Below are 23,248 nucleotides of genomic sequence, written 5' to 3'. Positions count from 1 at the left end.
GCCTCACCACTTGCGCTCGGTCTTCATGCCGCCGGCGTTGATGGCGTCCAGGAAGGGGCTGCCGGTGGACTTGCGGTCGCGGCTGGCGCGCAGGGTGCCCTGGGCGCGGGCGGCGGCCACCACCTTGATGGCGGCCTCGGTGGCGTCGGTGTGGATCTGGTGCCGCACGTCCGGCTCCAGCGACTCAAATGCCTCGCGGGCGAAGACCAGCGCGTTCTCCGACCGGGTTTCCAGAACCTGGCGCAGGGCGTTGGCCGCCATCAGGCATTCCAGCCGCTCCGGTCCGGACAGGTCATCCAGGACATCAGCCAGGATGCCAATCGCTTGCAGCGTCTTGGTGTCGTTCAAGCGCAGGTTCATCGGTTCACTCCCCGCTTCGCCGGCCGCCGCCCAGAGGGGCGTGGAACCATGCGAACGGCTTCATCACGTTGATCATTATCTTTCCACCATATGAACCTCTTGTGCAACGGGATAGGTGCCCGGCCTTTAGGGGAGGGGCGCCTCTGGCGAAAGGGGAGGCGGAACGGGGAGGGCGGGTAAAAGGCCATCGCGGGGGCAGACGAAAGGGGCCTTGTGCTATATATGTTCCCATCATGACCGATCTGTTTTCCCGTCTGGACCCGCCCGCCCCCAAGCCCGCCGAACCGCAGAAGGCGGAGCCGGTGCCGCCTGCCGCCGCGCCCATGATGGCGCCGCGTCCCGCGCCGGCTCCGCCGCCCCCCATGCCGCCCACGGGGCCCGCAGGATGGTCGCCGGCCTATCTCGACGCGCTCAACCCGGCGCAGCGTGAGGCGGTGGAATCGCTGGATGGTCCCGTCCTGGTGCTGGCCGGCGCCGGCACGGGGAAAACCCGGGCCCTGACCACCCGCCTGGCCCATCTGCTGATGACCCGGCGCGTCAGCCCCTGGAACATCCTGGCCGTCACCTTCACCAACAAGGCGGCGCGCGAAATGCGGGAGCGCGTGGGCGCCCTGATGGGTACGGATACCGAGGGCTGGTGGATGGGCACCTTCCACGCCCTGGCCGCGCGCATCCTGCGTCGCCATGCCGAGCTGGTGGGCCTGACCTCCAGCTTCACCATCCTGGACACCGACGACCAGCTGCGCCTGCTGAAGCAGCTGATGGAGGCGGAGGGGGTGGACAGCAAAAAATGGCCCGCCCGCCTGCTGCTGTCGGTCATCGAGCGGTGGAAGGACCGTGCCCTGCCGCCCGACCGCCTGCGTCCGGAGGACGCGGGCGAGGCCGCCGGCGGCAAGGTGCTGACGCTCTACCGCCAGTACCAGGAACGCCTGCGCACGCTGAACGCCTGCGACTTCGGCGACCTCCTGATGCACAACATCACCCTGTTCCAGGCCCATTCGGACGTGCTGGCGGATTATCACCGCCGCTTCCGCTACATCCTGGTGGACGAGTACCAGGACACCAACGTGGCGCAGTACCTGTGGCTGCGCCTGCTGGCCCAGGGGCATCACAACATCTGCTGCGTCGGCGACGACGACCAGTCCATCTACGGCTGGCGCGGGGCGGAGGTGGGCAACATCCTGCGGTTCGAGCAGGACTTCCCCGGCGCCAAGGTCATCCGCCTGGAACAGAACTACCGCTCCACCGGCCATATCCTGGGCGCCGCCGCCGGCGTCATCGCGCACAACCAGGGCCGCTTGGGCAAGACCCTGTGGACCGAGGCCGAGGGCGGGGAGAAGGTGCGCCTGCGCGGCCTGTGGGACGCCGACAGCGAGGCCCGCTGGGTGGGCGACGAGGTGGAGAACCTGCAGCGCAAGGGCATGGGCCTGGACCAGATGGCCGTGCTGGTGCGCGCCGGCTTCCAGACCCGCGAGTTCGAGGAGCGCTTCATCACCCTGGGGCTGCCCTACCGCGTGGTGGGCGGCCAGCGCTTCTACGAGCGCCTGGAAATCCGCGACGCCATGGCCTACCTGCGCGTGGTGGCCCAGCCAGCGGACGATCTGGCGTTCGAGCGCATCATCAACACGCCCAAGCGCGGCATCGGCCCCGCCACCATCCAGCAGCTGTACCAGACCAGCCGGGTGCTGGGCGTGCCGCTGCTGGAGGCCACCTGGCGCCTGACCGGGACGGATGAGCTGAAGCCCAAGGTGCGGTCCACCCTGCGCGGCCTGGTGGAGGATTTCGCCCGCTGGCGGTCCCAGATCGAGACGGTGCGCCACACCGACCTGGCCCAGTCCATCCTGGACGAAAGCGGCTACACCCGCATGTGGCAGGAGGACAAGACGCCCGAGGCGCCGGGTCGCCTGGAAAACCTGAAGGAACTCGTCAACGCCATGGGCGAGTTCGAAAACCTGCTGGGCTTCCTGGAGCACGTCAGCCTGGTGACGGAGAACGCCGAGACGGTGGATTCAGCCCAGGTCTCGCTCATGACCCTACATGGCGCCAAGGGCCTGGAGTTCGACGTGGTCTTCCTGCCCGGCTGGGAGGAGGGCGTGTTCCCCAGCCAACGCACCCTGGATGAGAACGGCATCGCGGGGTTGGAGGAGGAACGGCGCCTGGCCTATGTCGGCATCACCCGGGGCCGCAAGCGCGTCTACATCAGCCATGCCGCCAACCGCCGCATCCACGGCACTTGGTCCACCAGCCTGCCGTCACGCTTCATCGGGGAACTGCCCGATGAGCACATCGCGGTGGAGAACGATCCCGGCCTGACCTCAGGCCATTGGGGGCAAGGGATGGCTGGTGGCGATGGCGGCTATGGCCGGGGCGGGTCGTCCTGGGGGGCCCGCAGCGACAGTTTCAGCGACAGCTTCAACCGCATGGGACGCCAGGCGCCCGCCGGCAACCGCACCAGCCGCCTGATCGAGGGCACGGCGTTGGACGTCACCCCGCGCGCCCGCCCCGACGCCCCCTTCCGCCCCGGGGCCCGCGTCTTCCACCAGAAGTTCGGCTATGGCGTGGTCAAGGCGGTGGAGAACGACAAGCTGGAGATCTACTTCGAGCATTCCGGCACGAAGAAGGTCATGGACAGCTTCGTCGTGCCGGCGGACCAGGCGGGGTAAGGCGGCGGCGCCAGGCTTTCGCCGCGGGGGCGTTTCACGGGAGCGGACTGCGCCGAATTGGAAGTTCGGTTTGGGGCGAGGGGAGTCACGCTCCAAGGTGATTCCGTCCTCACGCGATCTGCTCTAGTTTGGCGCCTCACGTTTCAGGTGGGGCGATGACCATCGTTCAGAGCATTCGGGCCGACGGGACGCCGGCCGCCGACCGGTCCTGGTTGCGGGACGCGCTGGTGCTGCTGGTGTTGACCGCGGCGATGCTGACACGCGACCGGTCCTGGGTGGTCCATCCCGCCTTGTGGGCGGAAGATGGGATGGTGTGGTTCAAGGACGTCTATGATCATGGCCTCGCGGCCCTGTTCATGCCCCATGCCGGCTACCAGAACCTCTACCAGCACCTGATCGCCATGCTGGGGCTGGCCCTGCCGCTGGCATGGCTGCCCGGTTGGTTCCTGGTGGGGGGCGCGATCGCGCAGATGCTGCCGGTGGCCGTGCTTCTCCATCGCGGGGCGGAGATCGTCCCCTCACCTTGGGCACGGGCGGCGCTGATCCTGTTTTATGTCGGGATACCGAATTCGCAGGAGATCCACCTCAACCTCACCAATACGCAATGGCATCTGTCTCTGGTGCTGTTCCTGCTGCTGGTGTTGACCCCGCCGGCTGGATGGCTGGGCCGGGCGGCCCATTATACCGGATTGATGGTTTCAGCGTTGACCGGGCCGTTTTCCATCTTCCTGGCGCCGGTGGCCCTATGGCGGGGTTTGCGCCCGCCGGCGGATCGGCGCCGGGAAGAACGGCTGAAGGCCGCGTTGGTGTGCGCGGTGGCCCTGGTCCAGGTGGTTTACGTCGTGTGGGGCCTGCTGACCGTCGCGCGGGAGACCTTGCCCTTGGGCGTCGGCTTCACCCGCTTGGCGCGGATGCTGGCCGATCAGCTTTTCCTCGCTGGGATCTTGGGCGCCCGGACCATTTGGGATTTGCGGGACCTGCCGCTCTGGCGGCAATCCGTGGTGGCCTGGGTGGTCGTGCCGCTGGCCCTGGCGATGCTCGCGATGGCTTTCCGGCGGGGACCGGCCGTGTTCCGCCAGTTCCTGGCGTTCGGCGTGCTCACGCTGGCGGCAGGCTTGGTCGCGCCGGTGGGGCCTTCGGGCGTCGAGCAGTGGGGAATGATGGACCTGCCCGGTATTTACGGCCGTTATTTCTTCTTGCCGATGATGGTGTGGTTCACCGGGCTGGTGGTGTTGGCTGCCCAGGGGGGCACGTGGTTGCGTTGGGTCGCGCTGCTTCTGCTTCCCCTGTGCTTGATCGGTGTTTGCCGTGACTGGCTCTACCAACCCAAACAAGACGTGCACGAGGCCTACCGGCAAGCGGTGCGGGATTTCGAAGCGGCGCCCCCAGGCACGACGATCAAATTCCCTGAGGCGTCGCCCGGCTGGACCATGGACCTGACCAAGCGCTGATGCCCCAAGCGGTTCCGGCGACCCGGGGACTACATCCGTTCGTAGACGCCTGTCAGGGCGCCCCAGGCCAGCACGGTCTGGGGTGTCAGGGCCGCCAGCAGGTCGGCCAGGCTGGGCAGATCCGGCAGGGCCAGCGGGTGTTCCAGGGCCAGCAGTTGGAAAACGTAGCGGTGCGGGCCGTGACCCCGCACCGGGCGCGGGCCGGCGTAGCCGACGCGCCCGAACAGACCCCGGCCCAGGGTGACGCCGTTGCCCACCTGGGGGCACAGCTCCCCCTCCTCGAAACTTTTGCGCCGGGGCGCGATGGCGGTGGCCAGCAGGTGGGTCGCCGGCCGTGGCAAGGGCGCGTCCGGGTCCTGCATCACCAGGGCCAGGGCCGCCGTGCCGGCGGGCACGCCCATCCAGGTGAGCGCCGGCGACAGGTTGTCGCCCACGCCGCTGCCGGCATGGTGGCGTGGGATGGCGCCGCCGTCGGCGAAGGCAGGGCTGCCCAGACGCAGGCTGGCCGGCGCGTCCTTGACCAGCGGATGATTGATGACCAGGCGGACGTCGCCGGCGCGCAGGCCGCGCAACAGACGGCCCAGCCAGTGGCCTCTGGGGGAGGCCGGCTGGGCGCCGAGGCCGCGTTCCAGGGGAAAAGGTGGCAGGCCGCTGTCCAGGGTGGTCCTCATGCGGTTCCTCCCGTTTCAGGGTGGTGGGCTCGGCGTGGCGCCCAGGTGAGGAGGTGACGGCGGCGGCGGCCCGTGTTATGCGAGGATGGTCTCGCATAATGGATAGTTGAGGATGGCCTCGCAAAAGTCAACAGCGACCGATCTCGCGGCCAATTCGGATTCCGGCACGGGGCGGGCGCCCAAACGGGCGCGCGGACGGCAGCGCGTGGCCGCCTTGCTGGACGCGGCCACCCTGGTATTCGCGGAAAAGGGCTACGATGCCGCCACGATGACGGAAATCGCATCGCGGTCCAACACGGCCATCGGCTCCCTCTACCGTTTCTTCCCATCCAAGGAGGCGCTGGCCGAGGCGCTGCTGCGCCGCTATGGCGAGCGGGCGGGGGCGGGGCTGGACGCCATCGCCGCCCAGGCGCGGGACCTGACGGCGGGCGAACTGGCCGACGCGTTGCTGGACCTCATGATGGCGCTGAAAAGCGAGCGCACGGCGCTGAAGGTGCTGATGGACGCCCGGGTGGACGGCGACAACCGGCGGCAATATCTGCGCGGGGTCATCCGCGGCCGCCTCGCCGGCGTGCTGTCGGCCCACGCCCCGTCGCTGTCGGCCGACCGGGCCGCCATCGTGTCCGTCATGCTGCTGCATCTGATGAAGGCCATCCCGGAATTGGCGCAGGAGGGGGAGGCGGCAGCCTTGATCGCGGAGATGCGCCTGGTGCTGGGGGCCTATCTGGCGGTGGCGGTGACGGCAGGCTGATTTGGGGGGCCATAACGCCCCCTGGCGGCCAGGGGGCGGGTTGCTACTATGGTGGCCATCACGAGGCGCGGTTAGAAGTCAGGTCAGCGATGTCGGCAACAGGTCCTTGGGAGCGGTTCGCTTGTGGCGAGCCCGTGCCGTGGTTCAACGGCCCCACCCATACCCACCCGCGCTTCGCGCTGGACACCGTGGCTGGCCGCCATGTGCTGCTGGGCTTCTTCGCGTCGGCTGGGGAAGGGGCGGGGGCGGACATGTTGCGCGCCGTGGCCGCGAACCGCGCCCTGTTCGATGACGACCGGGTGTGCTTCTTCGGTGTCACCACCGACGCCGGTGACGATGCCGCCGGCCGCGTCACGCCGCAACTGCCCGGCATCCGCTATTTCCTGGACTATGACGCCAGCCTCAGCCGGGGCTATGGCGCCGTCGACGCGGGGGGCGGCCATACCGGCTTCTGGCTGCTGCTGGATCCCACCTTGCGGGTGTTGATGGCGGCACCCGCGGCCGAGGCGGAACGGGTGATGGCGGCGGTGGTGGCCCTGCCGCCTCCGGCCCTGCACAGCGGCATGGAGGTGCAGGCGCCCGTGCTGGTGGTGCCCCGGGTGTTCGAGCCGGACTTCTGCCGCCTGCTGATCGCCCTGCATCAGCATCACGGCGGCCTGGATTCCGGGGTGATGAATGAGGTCGACGGCCGGCTGGTGGGGGTTTACGACTATACGCGCAAGCGCCGCCGCGACTATTTCATGAAGGAGGAGGCGCTGTGCCAGGCCGCGACCCAGCGTATCGCGCGCCGCCTGCTGCCCCAGGTGCGCCAGGCCTTCGCCTTCGAGGCCACGCGCATGGAGCGCCATGTCGTGGCCTGTTATGACGCGGAGGAGGGCGGCTACTTCCGGCCGCATCGTGACAACACCTCCGCCGGTACGGCCCACCGCCGCTTCGCCGTCACCCTGAACCTGAACACGGAAGACTATGAAGGCGGGGAATTGCGCTTCCCCGAATTCGGTCCCCGCACCTACCGCGCCCCCACCGGCGGTGCCGTGGTCTTTTCCTGCAGCCTGCTGCATGAGGCCCTGCCCGTCACCCAGGGCCGCCGCTACGCCTATCTGCCCTTCCTGTTCGATGAGGCGGGGGAGAGGCAGCAGCGCGAGTACCGGGAGTGGGCGGCCCAGGCCGATACCCCACCCGGCGACTGAATGGGGCCCACAGACTAAGGCGTGTCCAGCGGCACTCTCACGGCGGGCCAGTCGCCTGGCGCCGACTGGCGGTACAGGCGCATGGACAGGTACCAGGGGGTGTTCAAGGAGACGGGGCCGTGCGGTTACGCGCGGGTTACAAACCGCCGCGCGCCTTGACGGCAAGTGCCTGATATAAAGCCGCAACCAGCGGGGCGCTTTTTTGGGGGGCCCCGCCCATCAACTCGGGCAATGAACATCGGGGGCTCCGCTTGATGTCGGGCAAAACCACTGCACGCCACGCCAACCTGCGCCGCGCCGTCCTGGCGGCGGCGTCCACCGTTTCCCTGCTGACGCTGACCCTGCCGGCGCGCGCCGCCGACGATCCCAAGGTCGATCCCAAATACATCTGGGACCTGAGCGACTACTACAAGTCGCCGGCGGACTGGGACGCGGCGCGGGCCAAGATCAAGGCCGAATTGCCGGGCCTGGCCAAGTACAAAGGCACGCTGGCCAAGGGCCCCGCCGCCACGCTGGCGGCGCTGGAGGCCATCTACGGCGTCTATCATGAGCTGGAGCAGGTGGGCACCTACGCCAGCACCATCGCCAGCACCGACACGCGCGACGCGCCGGCGCAGGAGCGGGACGGCCTGGCCCAGGATCTGTCGGGTGAGGTCTCGGCCGCCACCGCCTGGCTGTCACCGGAGATCCAGGCGCTGGGGGCCGCCAAGGTGGACGCCTACCTGAAGGCTGAGCCCAAGCTGGCCAAGTTCGGCTTCGCCCTGCATGACGCGCTGCGCCTGAAGCCCCATACCCTGGGGGCCGAGGCCGAGGGTGTGCTGGCGGCGCTGGGGCCGGCGCTGGGCGGCAGCAGCACCACCTACAACCTGCTGTCCAACGCCGACATCGACTGGCCCACCATCACCCTTCCCAACGGGCAGTCGGTGAAGCTGACCCAGGCCAATTACCAGAAGTATCGCGAGGATCCGGACCGCGCCGTGCGCAAGGCGGTGTTCGACGCCTTTTGGACCAAGTTCGGCCAATACGCCAACACCATGGGCTCCACCCTGGGCAACACGGTGCAGGGCGACGTCATCCAGTCCAAGCTGCGCCACTACCCGTCGGCGGTGGCGGCCTCGCTGTCCAACAACGACATTCCCGAGGGCGTCTACCGCACCCTGGTGGCGGAGGCCAACAAGGGCCTGCCCACGCTGCACCGGTATTTCAAGCTGCGGCAGCGCATGCTGAACCTGCCCGACCTGCACTATTACGACATCTATCCGCCCCTGGTGTCGTCCGACGCCAAGTTTCCCGTCGAAGAGGGCGAGAAGCTGGTGCTGGCGGCGGTGAAGCCGCTGGGGGACGACTACCAGAAGGCGCTGGCGGACGGCTTCGCCCATCGCTGGATGCATGCTTACCCGCAGGAGGGCAAGCAGTCCGGCGCCTACCAGACGGGCGTCTACGGGCTGCATCCCGTTGTCTTCCTGAACTATCAGGACAACTACAACTCCGTCTCCACGCTGGCCCATGAATGGGGCCACGCCATGCACACCACCTTCGCCAACCGCACCCAGCCCTATGAGCTGGCGGGCTATTCCCTGTTCATGGCGGAGATCGCGTCCACGGCGAACGAATTCCTGCTGTCCGACTACATGCTGGCCAACGCCAAGACGCGCCAAGAGAAGCTGCTGTACCTGGGCAATGAGCTGGAGACCATCCGCGGCACCTTCTTCCGCCAGACCATGTTCGCCGAGTTCGAACTGCAGGTGCACGACGCGGTGGAGAAGGGCGAGCCCATGTCGGGCAAGCGCATGACGGAAATCTATCTGGGCCTGCTGCGCAAGTACCACGGCGCCGACCAGGGTGTGATGCAGATCGATCCGGTGTACGCGGCGGAATGGGCCTTCATTCCCCACTTCTACCGGCCCTTCTACGTCTACCAGTACGCCACCTCCATTTCCGCCTCCGCCTATTTCACGGAGAAGATCCGCGACGGTGGGCCGGCGGCGCGCGACACCTACCTGGCGGCGCTGAAGGCCGGCGGGTCGGACTATCCGGTCAACGTGCTGAGGAAGGCCGGCCTGGACATGGCCTCGCCGGCCCCCTACCAGGCGCTGGTGCGCCGCATGGACGCCGTTATCACCGAGATGGAACGGTTGCTGGATCAGAAGGACTGACGCATCTTGCGTATGCGGTGGCTTCGCTGGATGTCTTGTGGGATTGCACTGGGGGAAAAATGAACATAAGGGTTGTTATTGCGACTGTGATTGCCATGATGAGCATGTCCACCGCATCTGCGGATACGCTGGTCAATCCCCAATCCCAGCGTATTTCAGACCTTTGGAATCTAACCGGCGCTGACTCTGTTGGGATCAAGCTTTCGGGCGCGACCTTTAATGGGGGCTGCGGTGGTGGAAACGATATGTTTGCAACCGATCCCAACGATGCGAGCAATAAGCTCATGCAGTCCTTATTACTGTCGGCCTATTTGGCGAACCGAGGCGTGCAGGTTACTGTGAATGGCTGCGTCGCGGGTGTATCAAAGATCGTCGCGGTCCATGTGACGCCCAACTAAGCAGTCAGCTTTAGCCCGGCAGCAGAGACGCTTCACAAGCGGATCCGGCGCGTCTATAGAGGAACAGCAGGTTCCGGCGGGCAACCGCCGGAACCTTTTGTCATGAGCGCTGTGGGGGAGTGTGGGTGATGTCGGGCATGTGGCGGGTCGCACTGACGGTGCATGAGGATGTGGTGCAGAACTTCGCCCAGGTGCTGGAGAGCCATGTCGACGCCGTTTCCACCTTCGAGCTGGAAGAGGGCGGCAACTGGCTGATCGAGGGCACCAGCCATGGCGAGCCCGACCAGTCCCGCCTGGTGGCTCGCGTCACCGTGCTGGCCATGGCCCTGGGCGTGCCGCAGCCGCGGATCGAAGTGGAGCCGCTGGCCCCCATCGACTGGGTGACCCAGACCTATCTCAGCTTCCCGCCCATTCGCGCCGGCCGCTTCTTCGTCCATGGCAGCCACCACAAGAAGCCGGTGCCCGCCGGCGCCATCGGCTTGCTGATCGAGGCCGCCATGGCCTTCGGTTCCGGTGAGCACGCCACCACCCAGGGCTGCCTGCGGGCGCTGAGCGACCTCAACAAGTCCATGCCCGTCACCCGGGCGCTGGACATGGGCTGCGGCTCCGGCATCCTGGCCTTCGCCATCGCCAAGCTGTGGCACGCCCCGGTGGCGGCGGTGGATATCGACGCCCTGTCCATCATGATCGCCGCCGAAAACGCCCGCCTGAACAAGGTGGACAAGCTGGTGACCTGCCGCGGCGGCGATGGCTACCGCACCCCTATCGTGCGGCAGAAGGGCCCCTATGACCTGATCGTCGCCAACATCCTGGCGCGGCCCCTGGCCCGCATGGCGCCGCAACTGCGCCGGAATCTGCGCCCGGGCGGTGTCGCCGTGCTGTCCGGCCTGTTGGCCCGGCAGGAGAAGCTGGTCATCGCCGCCCACCGTCGCCAGGGCCTGAAGCTGGTGCGCCGTTACCAGATTGGCGAGTGGAACACGCTGGTGATGAAGGGCTGACGCCCCGGGTCACGAACGGCGACGCCGGGGTGAATTCTTTCAGGGTGTTGAACGCCGGCTTCGAAAGGGGCCGGCGTTCGTCTTTTTCGGGCGTCCATGGGCGCGCGTTTTCGTTCCTGTAAATTCATGTAACGCGACGGTAAACGGGGCAGACAGGGGCGGGGTGCCAAGCGTATCACAAAGGCCTTGGGCACCGCCGTCCCCCTTGGGCGGCCGGCCCGACGGATACGGCATCGGGCGACCGGCGCCGGTAAGTCGCGGCGGGGGTCTTCTCCCCGCGTTGGTCCCCGCCGCGACGCTTTCCTGCTTCCCCACCAAAAAATTTGATGCTGTCAAAAGCCTCGCCTACACTGGCGGAAAGGGGGCTTAGGGGCGGCCTCGCGCATGGCCCGTACCGTCAGGGATCCCATCGGGCACACGTCCTTGCGCGCGGGCCTGCCGCGTCCTAGCTTCGTCCCCCAAATCAATCGGCCGCCGATCCTCGCGGCCTTGAGAGAGGCGTCTTACCCGTGGATAGCACCCATCATACCCCGCATCCCGTTGTTGAGCCCTACCGGGGCGATGCCGAGCTGGCCCGCCTGTTGAAGGCCGCCGGCATCGACCGTGACGTGGCCGGGGTGCGGGAGTTGCTGCGCGGGGTGCGGGCGGCGCCGGAGGACGTGGATCCCCGCCATTTCCTGTCCCTGTTCGGCAGCGACCTGCCGGATGAGCTGGCGACCCAGCTGGGGGCGCTCAAGGCCCTGATCGAGGCGCCGCCCTCGCCGCAGGCGGGCGACATCGCCGGCCGCGTGGCGGCCTTGCGCGCCGAGCTGGCGCGCCGGGACCTGGACGGCTTCGTCATCCCCCGCGCCGACGAGTTCCAGGGCGAGTACGTGCCCGCCCGCGCCGAGCGCCTGGCCTGGATCACGGGCTTCACCGGCTCGGCCGGCATCGCCGTGGTGCTGCGCGACCGCGCCGCCGTGTTCGTCGACGGCCGCTACACCCTGCAGGCCGAGGCCCAGGTGTCGGCCAGCCTCTATGAGCGCCATCATCTGACCGAGACCTTCCATGGCGACTGGATCGCCGGCGCGCTGAAGAAGGGCGGTCGCGTCGGCTATGACCCGTGGCTGCACACCGTGGGGTGGATCGATCGCATGAAGGCGGCCCTGGGCCGCGTCGGGGCGGACCTGGTGGCGGTCGACACCAACCCGCTGGACGCCATCTGGCATGACCGCCCCTCCGCCCCGCTGGGGCCGGTGGTGGCCCACGCCCTGGCCCAGGCCGGCCAGTCCTCCGCCGACAAGCGGGCGGAGATCGCGGCCGAGCTGAAGCGCAATGGGGAACTGGCGGCCGTGCTGACCCAGCCGGACGGCATCGCCTGGCTGCTGAACATCCGCGGCGGCGACGTGCCCAACACGCCCCTGCCGCTATCCTACGCCCTGTTGACCAACGATGGCGACGTCGACCTGTTCATCGACAGCCGCAAGCTGGTGCCGGGGTTGGAGGTCCACCTGGGCAACCAGGTCTCTGTGCGCAAGCCGGAGGAGCTGCGCGGCGCCTTGGAGGCCATCGGCGCCACCGGCGGCAAGGTGCGGGTCGACCCCGTCTGGACCGCGTCCTGGGTGTTCGACCGCCTGACCGAGGCGGGCGCCAAGGTCGTGAAGGAACGCGATCCCACCGTTTTCCGCAAGGCCGCCAAGAACACGGTCGAGATCGCTGGGACCCGTGCCGCCCACGCCCGCGACGGTGTGGCCGTCACCCGTTTCCTGCACTGGCTGAGCAAGGCCGCCGCCGCCGGCACCCTGACGGAGATCGAGGCGTCGGACCGGCTGTTCGAGTTCCGCAAGGAACAGCCGCTGTTCCGGGGCACCAGCTTCGACAGCATTTCCGGCGCCGGGCCCAACGGCGCCATCGTCCACTATCGCGCGGCGCCCGAGACCAACCGCGTGCTGGAGAAGGACAGCGTCTACCTGATCGACAGCGGCGGGCAATACCTGGACGGCACCACCGACATCACCCGCACGGTGGCCATCGGCACGCCCCCGGCCGAGGCCAAGCGCCACTTCACCCTGGTGCTGAAGGGGCACATCGCGCTGGCCACCCTGCGCTTCCCCAAGGGCACCACCGGCTCGCAGATCGATATCCTGGCCCGTCAGTTCCTGTGGGCCCAGGGCCTGGACTATGACCACGGCACCGGCCACGGCGTGGGCAGCTTCCTGTCGGTGCACGAGGAATTGGCCCGCATCGCCAAGGCCCCCAACGCGGTGGCCCTGGTGCCGGGCATGATCCTGTCGAACGAGCCCGGTTACTACCGGACGGGCCAGTACGGCATCCGCATCGAGAACCTGGTGCTGGTGCAGCCCGCCACCGATATCCCCGGTGGCGATCATCCCATGATGGCGTTCGAGTCCCTGACCCTGGCGCCCATCGACCGCACCCTGATCGAGCCGTCGCTGCTGACCGACGCGGAGAAGGCCTGGCTGAACGCCTATCACGCCCGCGTGGCGGCGAAGATCGGCCCGCAGCTGGAGGTCGATGCCGCCGCCTGGCTGGCCAAGGCCACCGCGCCGATCTGAGAGGGTGAGGCCGGCGGCGGAGCCCTGCCGCCGGCATCCCTTTGCCGTTGGTTTGCCAGCCGGTAAGCTGACCCCCTGATCACCAGGGGGATGGCTTTGGACCGGCGCTCATTTCTGGCCACGGCGGGCACCGCCGCCGTCATCGCGTCTTCGGCCGATGGTGCCCAGGCGGCGCCGTCACCGTCTCTGATCAAGCCGCCCATGCTGCGCCCCGGTGACAAGGTGGGCGTGCTGGATCTCAGCACCGCCGTCTATGACCCCGCCGTCGCCGACCGGGTGGCGGCCGTCGTCCAAGCCCTGGGCCTAGTGCCGGTGCTGTCGCCGCATCTTTTCGACCGCTCGCGGGCCTTCAAGGCTTCCGTCCAGGAACGGCTGTCCGACCTGCACGGCTTCATCAACGACCCCGCCATCCGCGGTGTCTTCTGCGCGCGCGGCGGCTATGGCATCAGTGAGATCGTGGAGCGGGTGGACTACGACCTCATCCGCCGCAACCCGAAGGTGTTCCTGGGCTTCAGCGATCCGACGCTGCTGCACCTGGCCATCGCGCGCAAGGCGGGGTTGGTCACCTTCCACGGCCGCATGCCGGGCCTGGCCAAGTTCACGCCCTTCTCGCTGGAGGCGCTGCGCCGCGCCGTCTGCGCGCCGGACCCCCTGGGCACCCTCTCCAATCCGGAGGAGGGTAATCCGCTCCGCCCCAATTACCCGCTGCGCACCGTTGCGCCCGGCCAGGCCGCCGGCCGGCTGGTGGGTGGCAACCTGTCCATGATCATGGCCGCCATGGGCACGCCGTGGGAGATCGACACCCGCGGCGCCATCCTCATGGTCGAGGATGTGGACGAGGCGCCTTACGCCATCGCCCGCATGCTGTGGACCCTGCGGCACGCCGGCAAGCTCCAGGCCGCGTCCGGCATCGTCGTCGGCGCCTGCGCCGGCTGCGACAAGCCCTCCGACGCCTCGCCCTACGGACTGAACGAGGTGTTCGACCTGGTGCTGGGCGACCTGGGCATCCCCGTCTTCTCAGGATTGGCCCTGGGCCACACCGACGAGACCCTGACCCTGCCGCTGGGCGTCCAGGCCCACCTGGACGCCACGGGCCGCACCCTGGCGGTGCTGGAGAGCGGGGTTGCTGCTTAAGCGGCGGCTATGGTGGAAGAGGACACCGGATAGTATCATCAAGCACCGTCGTGATGCCTCTGGAGGCCGCACAATGCCTGATTCCACCCCCTCACTTTACGAGCGTGATTTTTACGCATGGGCCAACGAGCAGGCGGCCCTGCTTCGTGCCGGCAAGCTGGCGGCGGCTGACATCGTGCACATTGCCGAGGAAATCGAGAGCATGGGCAAGACGGAAAAGCGGGAGCTTATCAGCCGGCTCTCAGTGCTGCTTGCCCACCTTCTTAAATGGCAATATCAGCCCGAACGTCAGAGCCGGTCGTGGGAGGCCACGATCCGCACCCAGCGCCTGGAAGTGCGCGACCATCTGGCCGACAACCCCAGCCTAAAAGCCCAGCTTGCCGATGCCGTGGCCGCCGCTTATGAGCGCGCGGTGATCTCCGCCGCCGCTGAAACCAACCTGCCAGAGAACACCTTTCCCAATACTTGCCCATGGGCTTTCGATCTGGTCATGAGTGGAGGCTTCTGGCCGGATGCTGAGGCGCACTGACGCCTTGGGGATTGAGGGGCTGACGAAAAGGCCCGGCGGAGCGATCCGCCGGGCCTTGTCTTACGCGCTGGGCCGGAAAGGGCTCAATGTCCTCCGGACATGGCCTTCACGATCTCCTCGGTCACCTTCTTGGCATCGCCGAACAGCATCATGGTGTTGGGGCGGAAGAACAGTTCGTTCTCCACGCCGGCGTAGCCGGCGCCCATGGACCGCTTGATGAACAGCACGGTCTTGGCCTTTTCCACGTCCAGGATGGGCATGCCGTAGATGGGGCTGCTGGGGTCGGTCTTGGCGGCGGGATTGGTGACGTCGTTGGCGCCGATGACGTAGGCGACATCCGCCTGGCCGAAATCGCGGTTGATCTCCTCCAGCTCGAACACCTCGTCATAGGGCACGTTGGCTTCGGCCAGCAGCACGTTCATGTGCCCGGGCATGCGGCCCGCCACCGGATGGATGGCGTACTTCACGTCCACGCCTTCCTTCTTCAGGATGTCCGCCATTTCGCGGACGGCGTGCTGGGCCTGGGCCACGGCCATGCCGTAGCCGGGCACGACGATGACGCTGGACGCGTTCTTCATGATGAAGGCGGCGTCGTCGGCCGAGCCGGACTTGAAGCTGCGGTCACCCGCCGGGCCGGCGGCGGCGCCCGCGGCGGCGTCACCGCCGAAGCCGCCCAGGATGACGTTGAAGATGGACCGGTTCATCCCCTTGCACATGATGTAGCTGAGGATGGCGCCGGAGGAGCCGACCAGCGCGCCGGTGATGATCAGCAGCGGGTTCTGCAGGGTGAAGCCGATGCCGCAGGCCGCCCAGCCGGAATAGCTGTTCAGCATGGACACGACGACCGGCATGTCGGCGCCGCCGATGGGCAGGATCAGCAGGAAGCCCAGGCCCAGCGACACCAGGATGATCAGCCAGAAGAAGAAGGCGCTCTGCGTCGTGCACAGCAGCAGGATCAGCAGCACCAGGCCCGCCGCCAGCGCCGCGTTCAGCGGGTGCTGCATGGGGAAGACCAGGGGCTTGCCGCTCATGCGGCCGTCCAGCTTCAGGAAGGCGACCAGCGAGCCGGTGAAGGTGATGGCGCCGATGGCGATGCCCAGGCTCATCTCGATGAGGGAGCCGACATGGATGTCGCCGTCCGTGCCGATGCGGTATTCCTCGGGCGCGTAGAAGGCGGCGGCCGCGATGAACACGGCGGCCAGGCCCACCAGGCTGTGGAAGGCCGCCACCAGCTGGGGCAGCGAGGTCATCTTGATGGTGCGGGCGATGTGCGCGCCCGTCGCACCGCCGATGGCGATGCCGACGATGATCAGCACGGCCGCCAGGACGGAGAACTGCGGCAGCACGAACAGGCTGGTGATGATGGCGATGGCCATGCCGGCGATGCCATAGGCGTTGCCGGTGCGGGCCGTTTCAGGGCTGGACAGCCCGCGTAGCGCCATGATGAAGCACACGGCGGCCGCGAGATAGGCGAGCGAAGTCGCGATCAGCATGATGGTCCGGCCCCCTTACTTCTTGGCGCCCTGGGCAGGGGCCTTTTTCTTGTACATGGCCAGCATGCGCTGGGTGACCATGAAGCCCCCGAAGATGTTCACCGACGCCAGGATGACGGCCAGGAAGCCCATCACCATGGAGAAGCCGAAGTGGTGCGCGCCCGTGGCGATCAGCGCGCCGACGATGATGACCGACGACACGGCGTTGGTGACGCTCATCAGCGGGCTGTGCAGGGCCGGCGTCACCCGCCAGACCACGTAGTAGCCGACGAACACGGCCAGGACGAAGACCGTCAGGCCGGTGACGATGAAGGGCATACCCTGCTGGGCCTGGTCGGTGGCGATCTGGGTTGCCTGGTTGGCGACGTTGGCGGCCTGCTCGGCCAGCTTCTGCGCGTTGGTGGCGAGATCGGCCGCGTTCTTGGCGTAGTTTTGCGCGTCCATGGGGGCTTACTCCGCTTTCTCGGGCGCGGCGGCCGGTTCGGCGGCCGGGGTGGGGGCGGGCGGCGGAGCCGCCGGGGCGAAGGTCGGGTGGACCACGGCGCCGTCACGCGTCAGGGCGGTGCCCTTGATGATGTCGTCGTTCCAGTCGATCTTCAGCGCCTTGGCTTCCTTGTCGACCAGGGGGGTGAGGAAGTTCAGCAGGTTCTTGGCGTAGAGCGCGCTGCTGTCCACGGCGATGCGGCTGGGCACGTTGGTGTGGCCCACGATCTTCACGCCGTACTTCTCGACGATCTTGCCGGGCTCGCTGCCCTCGACGTTGCCGCCCTGTTCCACCGCCAGGTCCACGACCACGGCGCCGGGCTTCATGGTCCGCAGCATGGCGTCGGTCACCAGAACCGGGGCCTTGCGGCCGGGGATCAGCGCGGTGGTGATGACGATGTCCTGCTTCTTGATGGTCTCCGCCACCAGGGCCGCCTGCTTGGCCCGGTATTCGGCGCTCATCTCCTTGGCGTAGCCGCCGGCGGTCTGTGCCTGCTGGAACTCCTCATCCTCCACCGCGACGAAGGTGGCGCCCAGCGACTGCACCTGTTCCTTGGTGGCCGGACGCACGTCGGTGGCCGATACGATGGCGCCCAGGCGGCGGGCGGTGGCGATGGCCTGCAGGCCCGCCACGCCCACGCCCATGATGAAGGCGCGGGCCGGCGGCACGGTGCCGGCGGCCGTCATCATCATGGGGAAGGCGCGGCCGAACTCGTACGCCGCGTCCAGCACGGCACGGTACCCAGCCAGGTTGGCCTGGCTGGACAGCACGTCCATGCTCTGCGCGCGGGTGATGCGGGGAATGAACTCCATGGCGAAGGCGTCGACGCCGGCGTCGGCGTAGCTCTTCACCCGCTCGGCGTCGCCGTAGGGGCTGAGAATGGCGGCCAGCTTGGCGCCGCGCTTGATCAGCGCCAGCTCTTCCGGTTCCGGCCGCTGCACCTTCAGCACCACGTCGGCGTCGGCCAGGGCGCTGGCGGCGTCGGGTGCGATGGTGGCGCCGGCGGCGGCGAACGCGTCATCGGTGATGGCGGCGCCCAAGCCGGCGCCCGCCTCGATGGTGACGTCGAAGCCAAGCCCGACGAATTTCCGTACCGTCTCGGGCGAGGCGGCGACGCGCGACTCCCCCGGTCGACGTTCTTTAAGTACGCCGATTTTCATTGGTTACGCTCCCCATGATCGCTGGGCCCCATGACGCTGGGTTGGGGCCGGCTTGATTCAATTCAGTCGCGAAAAAGATCTCTATCGCGGAAGGGTGATGACGCTGGGCCACCATGACCTATCCGGTAATCTTTGTGAAGAAGCGGAGGGGGACGCGCATGGAACCATCACGATGCGCGCAATGCTCCGCAGCAAAAGTGATTAATGCCAATCGTTCCTCCCCCTCTCCATTGCCAGGGTGTACAGGCGAAAGTGGAATTGTCCACCGGTTACCATAAGGAACCGCCATGCGAGGGCGCCGAGAAGGTCACCGAAGTGGGTGCCTCAAGGGGAGATAGGGTGGGGGAGGACGGGCTGCGAGGCCAGGGGCGAAAAAGACCTATGCGGGACATTGGGGTGGTCTGGTCCAAAACGCGCCGTTAAACTGCGCCCGGTGTTCCCCCGTCCGGCGTTGAACCGTCATCAGACAGCAACGGCCTTTACAGGATGCGGGTGACGCCCATGTGGACGAGAGAATTCGTGATGACCGATTCCCATGCGCTGGCCGCGGCCGGGCGCGCCCTGTTCAAGGAATTGACGGATGCCGGCCGCCCCGTGGTGGGCGTGGGTATCGGTGAGGGCCTGATCTATCTGCGCGTGACGGCGCCGGACCATGGCGCGCCGGAGAACTACAACGGCTATCCGGTCGTGGTGTTCGGTGAGGACGGCGCGCGCCGCCATTAAGGCGCTATACTCCCCCCGGCCCTCAAGATAAGGGCCGGGCAGGGTGGGGACATGGGCCGGAAGTTCGCAAGAAGCGATCAAGCGCCAACAGGGCCGGCCCCCGATTCCCGGCCGGGCCTCTGCGTCCTCTGCGGTCGGCCCCTGGTGCCCGGCCCCTCGGTGGAACAGCATCATCTGGTGCCGCGCAGTGCGGGCGGCCGGGAGACGGTGCCGCTGCACCGGGTCTGTCACCGGAAAATCCATGCCGAATTGAGTGAGCGGGACCTGGCCGGGGCTTACGCCACGGTGGACGCCCTGCGCGCCCACCCCGCCATCGCCGCCTTCATTCGCTGGGTGGCCAACAAGCCGCCAGAGTTCGTGACCCGGACGGAACCACGACGGCGCTGATGTTTGCGTGCCCCCCAGGCGCCGGGCGCGGACATCCGCCGCTGGGCTTCCCCGCTTTCCGGTCCGCTTCGCTCCCCCGGAAAGCTCCGGCGGACGCAGCCGCGTCCTAATTACGCTGCGGAATCATCCGCGCGAACACAAAACGCAGGCATGACAAAAGCCGCCCACTGAGCTTCAGGGGCGGCTCCGTCCGTGCGTCTAACAGCGCGTGAGAGGCTTAGTAGCCCTCGCGCTCCAGACGCTTGCGCAGCAGCTTGCGGGCGCGGCGAATGGCCTCGGCCTTCTCACGGGCGCGCTTCTCCGAGGGCTTCTCGTAGTTGCGACGCAGCTTCATCTCGCGGAAAATGCCTTCGCGCTGCATCTTCTTCTTGAGAGCGCGGAGGGCCTGATCGACGTTGTTGTCACGAACCAGCACTTGCACGGGACGTCACCACTCCAAACAGAGTAAAGGGTTAACGGGTAATAGCCAAGACGCACGGTCGCGCAGGCAGCCCGATCGGAGGCCGGTGGTATAACACAGGCCCCCCGCCCTGTGAAGTGAATCCCGCCTTGCCTGCGCGGGGCCCCCATGCGCCCAGGGGATGGGGCACGGGGTGGGCTGAAATCACTTGGCGCCGCTTCCTCTAAAGGACAGGCGGTGGGGTCCGGGGTGACAGGGCCCACAAACCCGTGGAAACTAAAAGGGTACCACCTATATCGCATGAGGCGCGCGCCGGCGCGGGGCCTGGCGCCAGTCATGGAAGATCTGGGGAAGGGGGAACGTTGGCCATCCTGAAGATCGCCCGCATGGGACATCCGGTGCTGCGCCGTCCGGCCGCGCCGGTGGAAGAGCCGATACCCGCGGTGGTGCGCCAATTGGCACAGGACATGATCGAAACCATGGTCGATTCGTCCGGCGTGGGCCTGGCCGCTCCCCAGGTTCATGTCGGCTGGCGGGTCATCGTCTTCCGCGTTCCGGCGGAACGGGCGGGCGGGGAAAATCTCGATGTCCAGGTGCTGGTCAACCCGGTGGTGGAGCCCCTGTCGGAGGAAACGCAGTTCGGCTGGGAAGGATGCCTGTCCATCCCCGGCCTGCGCGGCGCCGTGCCGCGTTACAACCATATCCGCTATCGCGGCCTGGCCCTGGACGGATCGGTGGTGGAACGCGAGGCGCGGGGTTTCCACGCCCGCGTCGTGCAGCATGAGTGCGATCATCTGGACGGCGTGCTGTACCTGGACCGCATGAACGATTTGCGCTTCCTCAGCTTCACCGAGGAGATGAAGTATTTCGGCGCCGATTCGGTGCCCAAGCTGCCCGGTTGACCTGGATTGGCGCGTCCCTTTGAGGGGGTGGAGGCGGCGGGGATGCGGACCTATACTGGCGCCGACCCCGCGGCCGCCTGCCGGCCGCCCCCGTTGCAAGGGATAGTTCCCATGGCCGCCCCCGACATTGACACCGACACCGCCGCCGGCACCTCTCCCCTGGATGAGCGGCTGGTCCTGCGTGACCGGCTGATGCTGGCCGTGCTGCCGCATGTGGCCTTCGACGGCTGGTCGGAGGCGGCGCTGCGCCAGGGGGCGGCGGACGCCGACATGGGGGCCGCCCAGTTGGCCGCCTTGTTCCCCGGCGGCGTCGCCGACGCGGTGGCGCAGTTCAGCGACTGGGCCGACCGCGCCATGCTGGCGCAACTGGCGGGCCGGGACCTGGCCACGATGAAGGTGCGGGCGCGTGTGACCCTGGCGGTGCGCGTGCGTCTGGAGCTGTTGGCGCCGTGGACGGAGGCGGTGCAGCGCGCCAGCTCCTTCCTGGCGTTGCCCACCCATGCCGGCCTGGCCGCCCGCCTGCTGTACCGCACGGTGGACGCTGTCTGGTACGCCGCCGGCGACCAGTCGACCGACTTCAACCATTACACCAAGCGCGCCCTGCTGGCCGGGGTGCAGACCGCCACGGTACTGTATTGGTTGAGCGACCGCTCGCCGGACCATGCCGACAGCTGGGCCTTCCTGGACCGGCGTATCGAGAACGTGATGGCCATCGGCAAGGGCCTGGCCACCCTGTCGCCGCCCAAGCTGTCATCGCTGAAAAACTGGGGCGGCTTGGTGCCCTCACCCCTGCGCTTCTCCCGCCATTTGCGCCAGCGGGTGTGACGGGCGGGCGTGATCACTTCAGCCGTTCCATGAAGAAAGGGCCCGGACGGGGATGTCCGGGCCCTTCGCCATTCAGCGCCTGAAACCGGCGCTTACTTATCGTGGCTGATTTCCGTGTCCTTGGTTTCCCGCACGAACAGCAGGCCGATCACGAAGGTGATGGCCGCCACGATGATCGGGTACCACAGGCCGGCGTACATCTGGCCGGTGGTGACCACGATGGCCAGCGAGATGGCGGGCAGGAAGCCGCCGAACCAGCCGTTGCCGATGTGGTAGGGCAGGGACATGGAGGTGTAGCGGATGCGCGACGGGAACATCTCCACCAGCATGGCGGCGATGGGGCCGTAGACCAGGGTCACGTAGATGACCAGGACCCACAGCAGGAAGGTCAGCGCCGGCTTGTTGATGGCGGCGTCATCCGCCTTGGCCGGGTAGCCGGCGGCCTTCACGGCGTCGGCCACCGCCTTGTCGAAGGCGGCCTTCTTCTCCTTCGCGTCCGGCGCCTTGGCGTCGTAGCTGTCGATGACCGTGTCGCCGATCTTGATCTGCGCCACGGAACCGGCGCCGCCGTCGATCGAGCTGTAGGGCACGCTCTTGCCCACCAGGGCGGCCTTGGCCACGTCGCAGCTGGACGTGAACTTGGACGTCCCGGCCACGTTCAGCTGCCAGGTGCATTCCGCCGGGTCGGCGGTCACCGTGGCCGGGCTGGCGGCCATGGCGGCCTCCAGCGCCGGGTTGCCGAAGTGGGTGATGCCGCGGAAGATGGGGAAGTAGGTCAGGATGGCCAGGGCCAGGCCGGCCAGGATGACCTTCTTGCGGCCGATCCGATCCGACAAGGCGCCGAACACCACGAAGAAGGGGGTGGCGAACAGCAGGGCGATGGCCGCCAGGGTATCGGCGGTGTTGGGGTCGATCTTCAGAGTGTTCTTCAGGAAGATCTGGGCGTAGAACTGGCCGCAGTACCAGACGACGGCCTGGCCGGCGACGACGCCGAACAGGGCCAGCAGCACGAACTTCAGGTTATAGAGGTTGCCGAAGCTCTCCAGGATGGGGGAGGACGAGGTCTTGCCCTCGGCCTTCATCTTCTTGAACAGCGGCGACTCGTCCAGCTGCAGGCGGATCCACAGGGACACGGCCAGCAGCAGCAGCGACACCAGGAAGGGGATGCGCCAGCCCCAGGCCTCGAAGTCGGCCTTTTCCAGGCTGGTGCGGCAGGCCAGGATGACCAGCAGCGACAGGAACAGGCCGCCGGTGGCGGTGATCTGGATCCAGGCGGTGTAGGACCCGCGCTTGCCATGGGGGGCGTGCTCCGCCACGTAGGTGGCGGCACCGCCGTATTCGCCGCCCAGGGCCAGGCCCTGCAACAGGCGCAGGGAGATCAGCAGGATGGGTGATAGCACGCCCACCGAGTCATAGCTGGGCAGGAAGCCGATGACGGCCGTCGACAGGCCCATGATGACGATGGTGACGAGGAAGGTGTACTTGCGCCCCACCAGGTCGCCCAGCCGGCCGAAGACCAGCGCGCCGAAGGGGCGGACGAAGAAGCCGGCCGCGAAGCCCAGCAGCGTGAACACGTCCTTGGCGCCCTGCGTCGGCAGGCCCGAGAAGAAACGGGCGCTGATGATGGTGGCCAATGCGCCGTACAGATAGAAATCATACCACTCGAACACGGTGCCGAGGGACGAGGCGAAGATGACCTTGCGCTCCTCCCTCGTCATGCCGGTCGAGGCCCCACTGGTACTGCTGCTGGCGATGTTCGCCATCGTGACTTCCTCCCATGGATGTTCTGGTATTGACTGCGGCGGGGGGGGCGGTGCGGGCGCTCACGCCCCTGGCCCGGGTTGGTGCCGGATAGGTGGCGGCGCCGTGCCGCTGGCGGCCCCGCGGGGCCTGGTAACGGGCGTCCGGTCGGACGTCTCAATCGGATTGCTGCCGCTGGCCCCCCTTCGCGTATATGTCCCCCCGGCCCTGGGCGTCCAGCCCGGGCCCGACACTCAACCGCTTTGCGGGCCCCGTTG

At 67.6% G+C, this 23,248-nt stretch carries 21 protein-coding genes; 14 read left to right on the top strand and 7 right to left on the bottom strand.

The genetic code is table 11. The features are described 5' to 3' along the window. Nucleotides 1–3: 3 nt before the first annotated feature. On the bottom strand, nucleotides 4–360 hold the full coding sequence (locus tag UAA55_RS25655) for a hypothetical protein (RefSeq protein WP_322956332.1): 357 nt from the start codon (nucleotides 358–360) through the stop codon (nucleotides 4–6). A 323-nt stretch (nucleotides 361–683) separates the two neighbouring features. On the opposite strand from UAA55_RS25655, the gene UAA55_RS25650 reads away from it, so the two are divergent. Next, nucleotides 684–3,023 carry an ATP-dependent helicase gene (locus UAA55_RS25650; RefSeq protein ID WP_416235244.1) on the top strand — a complete coding sequence of 780 codons (2,340 nt, stop codon included), beginning with the start codon at nucleotides 684–686 and terminating at the stop codon, nucleotides 3,021–3,023. 155 nt (nucleotides 3,024–3,178) lie between these two features. Next, the gene (locus UAA55_RS25645) at nucleotides 3,179–4,474 is read left to right on the top strand and encodes a hypothetical protein (protein WP_322956331.1); all 1,296 of its coding nucleotides are present in this window, start codon (nucleotides 3,179–3,181) and stop codon (nucleotides 4,472–4,474) included. Nucleotides 4,475–4,503: 29 nt separating this feature from the next. Here the strand turns inward: UAA55_RS25645 and UAA55_RS25640 are convergent, their stop codons facing one another. Beyond that, nucleotides 4,504–5,145, bottom strand: a complete 642-nt coding sequence (locus UAA55_RS25640; protein ID WP_322956330.1) for a YbhB/YbcL family Raf kinase inhibitor-like protein — start codon at nucleotides 5,143–5,145, stop codon at nucleotides 4,504–4,506. Between the two features lie 112 nt (nucleotides 5,146–5,257). Between UAA55_RS25640 and UAA55_RS25635 the strand changes: the two genes are divergently transcribed. From UAA55_RS25635 to UAA55_RS25600, 8 genes are all read left to right on the top strand, one after another. Further along, a complete protein-coding gene (locus UAA55_RS25635) occupies nucleotides 5,258–5,896 on the top strand; it encodes a TetR/AcrR family transcriptional regulator (RefSeq protein WP_322956329.1) in 639 nt (212 codons plus the stop codon). 134 nt (nucleotides 5,897–6,030) lie between these two features. Beyond that, nucleotides 6,031–7,086, top strand: coding sequence for a 2OG-Fe(II) oxygenase family protein (locus tag UAA55_RS25630; protein ID WP_322956328.1), 1,056 nt, complete (start codon nucleotides 6,031–6,033; stop codon nucleotides 7,084–7,086). Between the two features lie 254 nt (nucleotides 7,087–7,340). After that, a complete protein-coding gene (gene pepF, locus UAA55_RS25625) occupies nucleotides 7,341–9,242 on the top strand; it encodes an oligoendopeptidase F (protein ID WP_322956327.1) in 1,902 nt (633 codons plus the stop codon). Nucleotides 9,243–9,301: 59 nt separating this feature from the next. Continuing rightward, nucleotides 9,302–9,640: a hypothetical protein gene (locus UAA55_RS25620; RefSeq protein WP_322956325.1), complete on the top strand. Its 339-nt coding sequence runs from the start codon at nucleotides 9,302–9,304 to the stop codon at nucleotides 9,638–9,640. A gap of 128 nt (nucleotides 9,641–9,768) precedes the next feature. Next, nucleotides 9,769–10,638: a 50S ribosomal protein L11 methyltransferase gene (locus UAA55_RS25615; RefSeq protein ID WP_322956323.1), complete on the top strand. Its 870-nt coding sequence runs from the start codon at nucleotides 9,769–9,771 to the stop codon at nucleotides 10,636–10,638. 509 nt (nucleotides 10,639–11,147) lie between these two features. Next, nucleotides 11,148–13,193: an aminopeptidase P family protein gene (locus tag UAA55_RS25610; RefSeq protein WP_322956321.1), complete on the top strand. Its 2,046-nt coding sequence runs from the start codon at nucleotides 11,148–11,150 to the stop codon at nucleotides 13,191–13,193. A 96-nt stretch (nucleotides 13,194–13,289) separates the two neighbouring features. Further along, nucleotides 13,290–14,327 carry a S66 peptidase family protein gene (locus UAA55_RS25605; protein WP_322956319.1) on the top strand — a complete coding sequence of 346 codons (1,038 nt, stop codon included), beginning with the start codon at nucleotides 13,290–13,292 and terminating at the stop codon, nucleotides 14,325–14,327. 73 nt (nucleotides 14,328–14,400) lie between these two features. Continuing rightward, on the top strand, nucleotides 14,401–14,856 hold the full coding sequence (locus UAA55_RS25600) for a DUF29 domain-containing protein (RefSeq protein ID WP_322956318.1): 456 nt from the start codon (nucleotides 14,401–14,403) through the stop codon (nucleotides 14,854–14,856). 83 nt (nucleotides 14,857–14,939) lie between these two features. On the opposite strand, the gene UAA55_RS25595 is transcribed toward UAA55_RS25600, so the two are convergent. From UAA55_RS25595 to UAA55_RS25585, 3 genes are read right to left on the bottom strand one after another with little or no spacing between them, the layout of a single operon-like run. Continuing rightward, entirely contained in the window at nucleotides 14,940–16,349 is a 1,410-nt protein-coding gene (locus tag UAA55_RS25595; RefSeq protein WP_322956317.1) for an NAD(P)(+) transhydrogenase (Re/Si-specific) subunit beta, read from the bottom strand. Between the two features lie 15 nt (nucleotides 16,350–16,364). Further along, nucleotides 16,365–16,793 (bottom strand): NAD(P) transhydrogenase subunit alpha part 2, encoded by a 429-nt coding sequence (locus UAA55_RS25590; protein WP_040848625.1) that lies wholly within the window; start codon nucleotides 16,791–16,793, stop codon nucleotides 16,365–16,367. A 6-nt stretch (nucleotides 16,794–16,799) separates the two neighbouring features. Beyond that, complete coding sequence (locus tag UAA55_RS25585; protein WP_322956316.1) at nucleotides 16,800–17,993, bottom strand: Re/Si-specific NAD(P)(+) transhydrogenase subunit alpha; 1,194 nt, start codon at nucleotides 17,991–17,993, stop codon at nucleotides 16,800–16,802. 522 nt (nucleotides 17,994–18,515) lie between these two features. Between UAA55_RS25585 and UAA55_RS25580 the strand changes: the two genes are divergently transcribed. Continuing rightward, entirely contained in the window at nucleotides 18,516–18,716 is a 201-nt protein-coding gene (locus UAA55_RS25580) for a hypothetical protein (RefSeq protein WP_322956315.1), read from the top strand. Between the two features lie 51 nt (nucleotides 18,717–18,767). Beyond that, on the top strand, nucleotides 18,768–19,103 hold the full coding sequence (locus tag UAA55_RS25575; protein ID WP_322956313.1) for an HNH endonuclease signature motif containing protein: 336 nt from the start codon (nucleotides 18,768–18,770) through the stop codon (nucleotides 19,101–19,103). A 217-nt stretch (nucleotides 19,104–19,320) separates the two neighbouring features. Here UAA55_RS25575 and rpsU read toward each other — a convergent pair whose 3' ends face one another. Further along, entirely contained in the window at nucleotides 19,321–19,524 is a 204-nt protein-coding gene (gene rpsU, locus UAA55_RS25570; RefSeq protein WP_012567245.1) for a 30S ribosomal protein S21, read from the bottom strand. 341 nt (nucleotides 19,525–19,865) lie between these two features. On the opposite strand from rpsU, the gene def reads away from it, so the two are divergent. After that, nucleotides 19,866–20,405 carry a peptide deformylase gene (gene def / locus UAA55_RS25565; RefSeq protein ID WP_322956312.1) on the top strand — a complete coding sequence of 180 codons (540 nt, stop codon included), beginning with the start codon at nucleotides 19,866–19,868 and terminating at the stop codon, nucleotides 20,403–20,405. 111 nt (nucleotides 20,406–20,516) lie between these two features. Continuing rightward, nucleotides 20,517–21,230: a COQ9 family protein gene (locus UAA55_RS25560; protein WP_322956311.1), complete on the top strand. Its 714-nt coding sequence runs from the start codon at nucleotides 20,517–20,519 to the stop codon at nucleotides 21,228–21,230. Between the two features lie 92 nt (nucleotides 21,231–21,322). Here the strand turns inward: UAA55_RS25560 and UAA55_RS25555 are convergent, their stop codons facing one another. Continuing rightward, nucleotides 21,323–22,993, bottom strand: coding sequence for an MFS transporter (locus UAA55_RS25555; RefSeq protein WP_322956310.1), 1,671 nt, complete (start codon nucleotides 22,991–22,993; stop codon nucleotides 21,323–21,325). Between the last annotated feature and the right edge of the window lie 255 nt (nucleotides 22,994–23,248).

Source organism: Nitrospirillum guanabarense, assembly GCF_034653355.1.
Lineage (GTDB): Bacteria > Pseudomonadota > Alphaproteobacteria > Azospirillales > Azospirillaceae > Nitrospirillum.
This window is presented reverse-complemented; position numbering and strand designations above follow the sequence as displayed.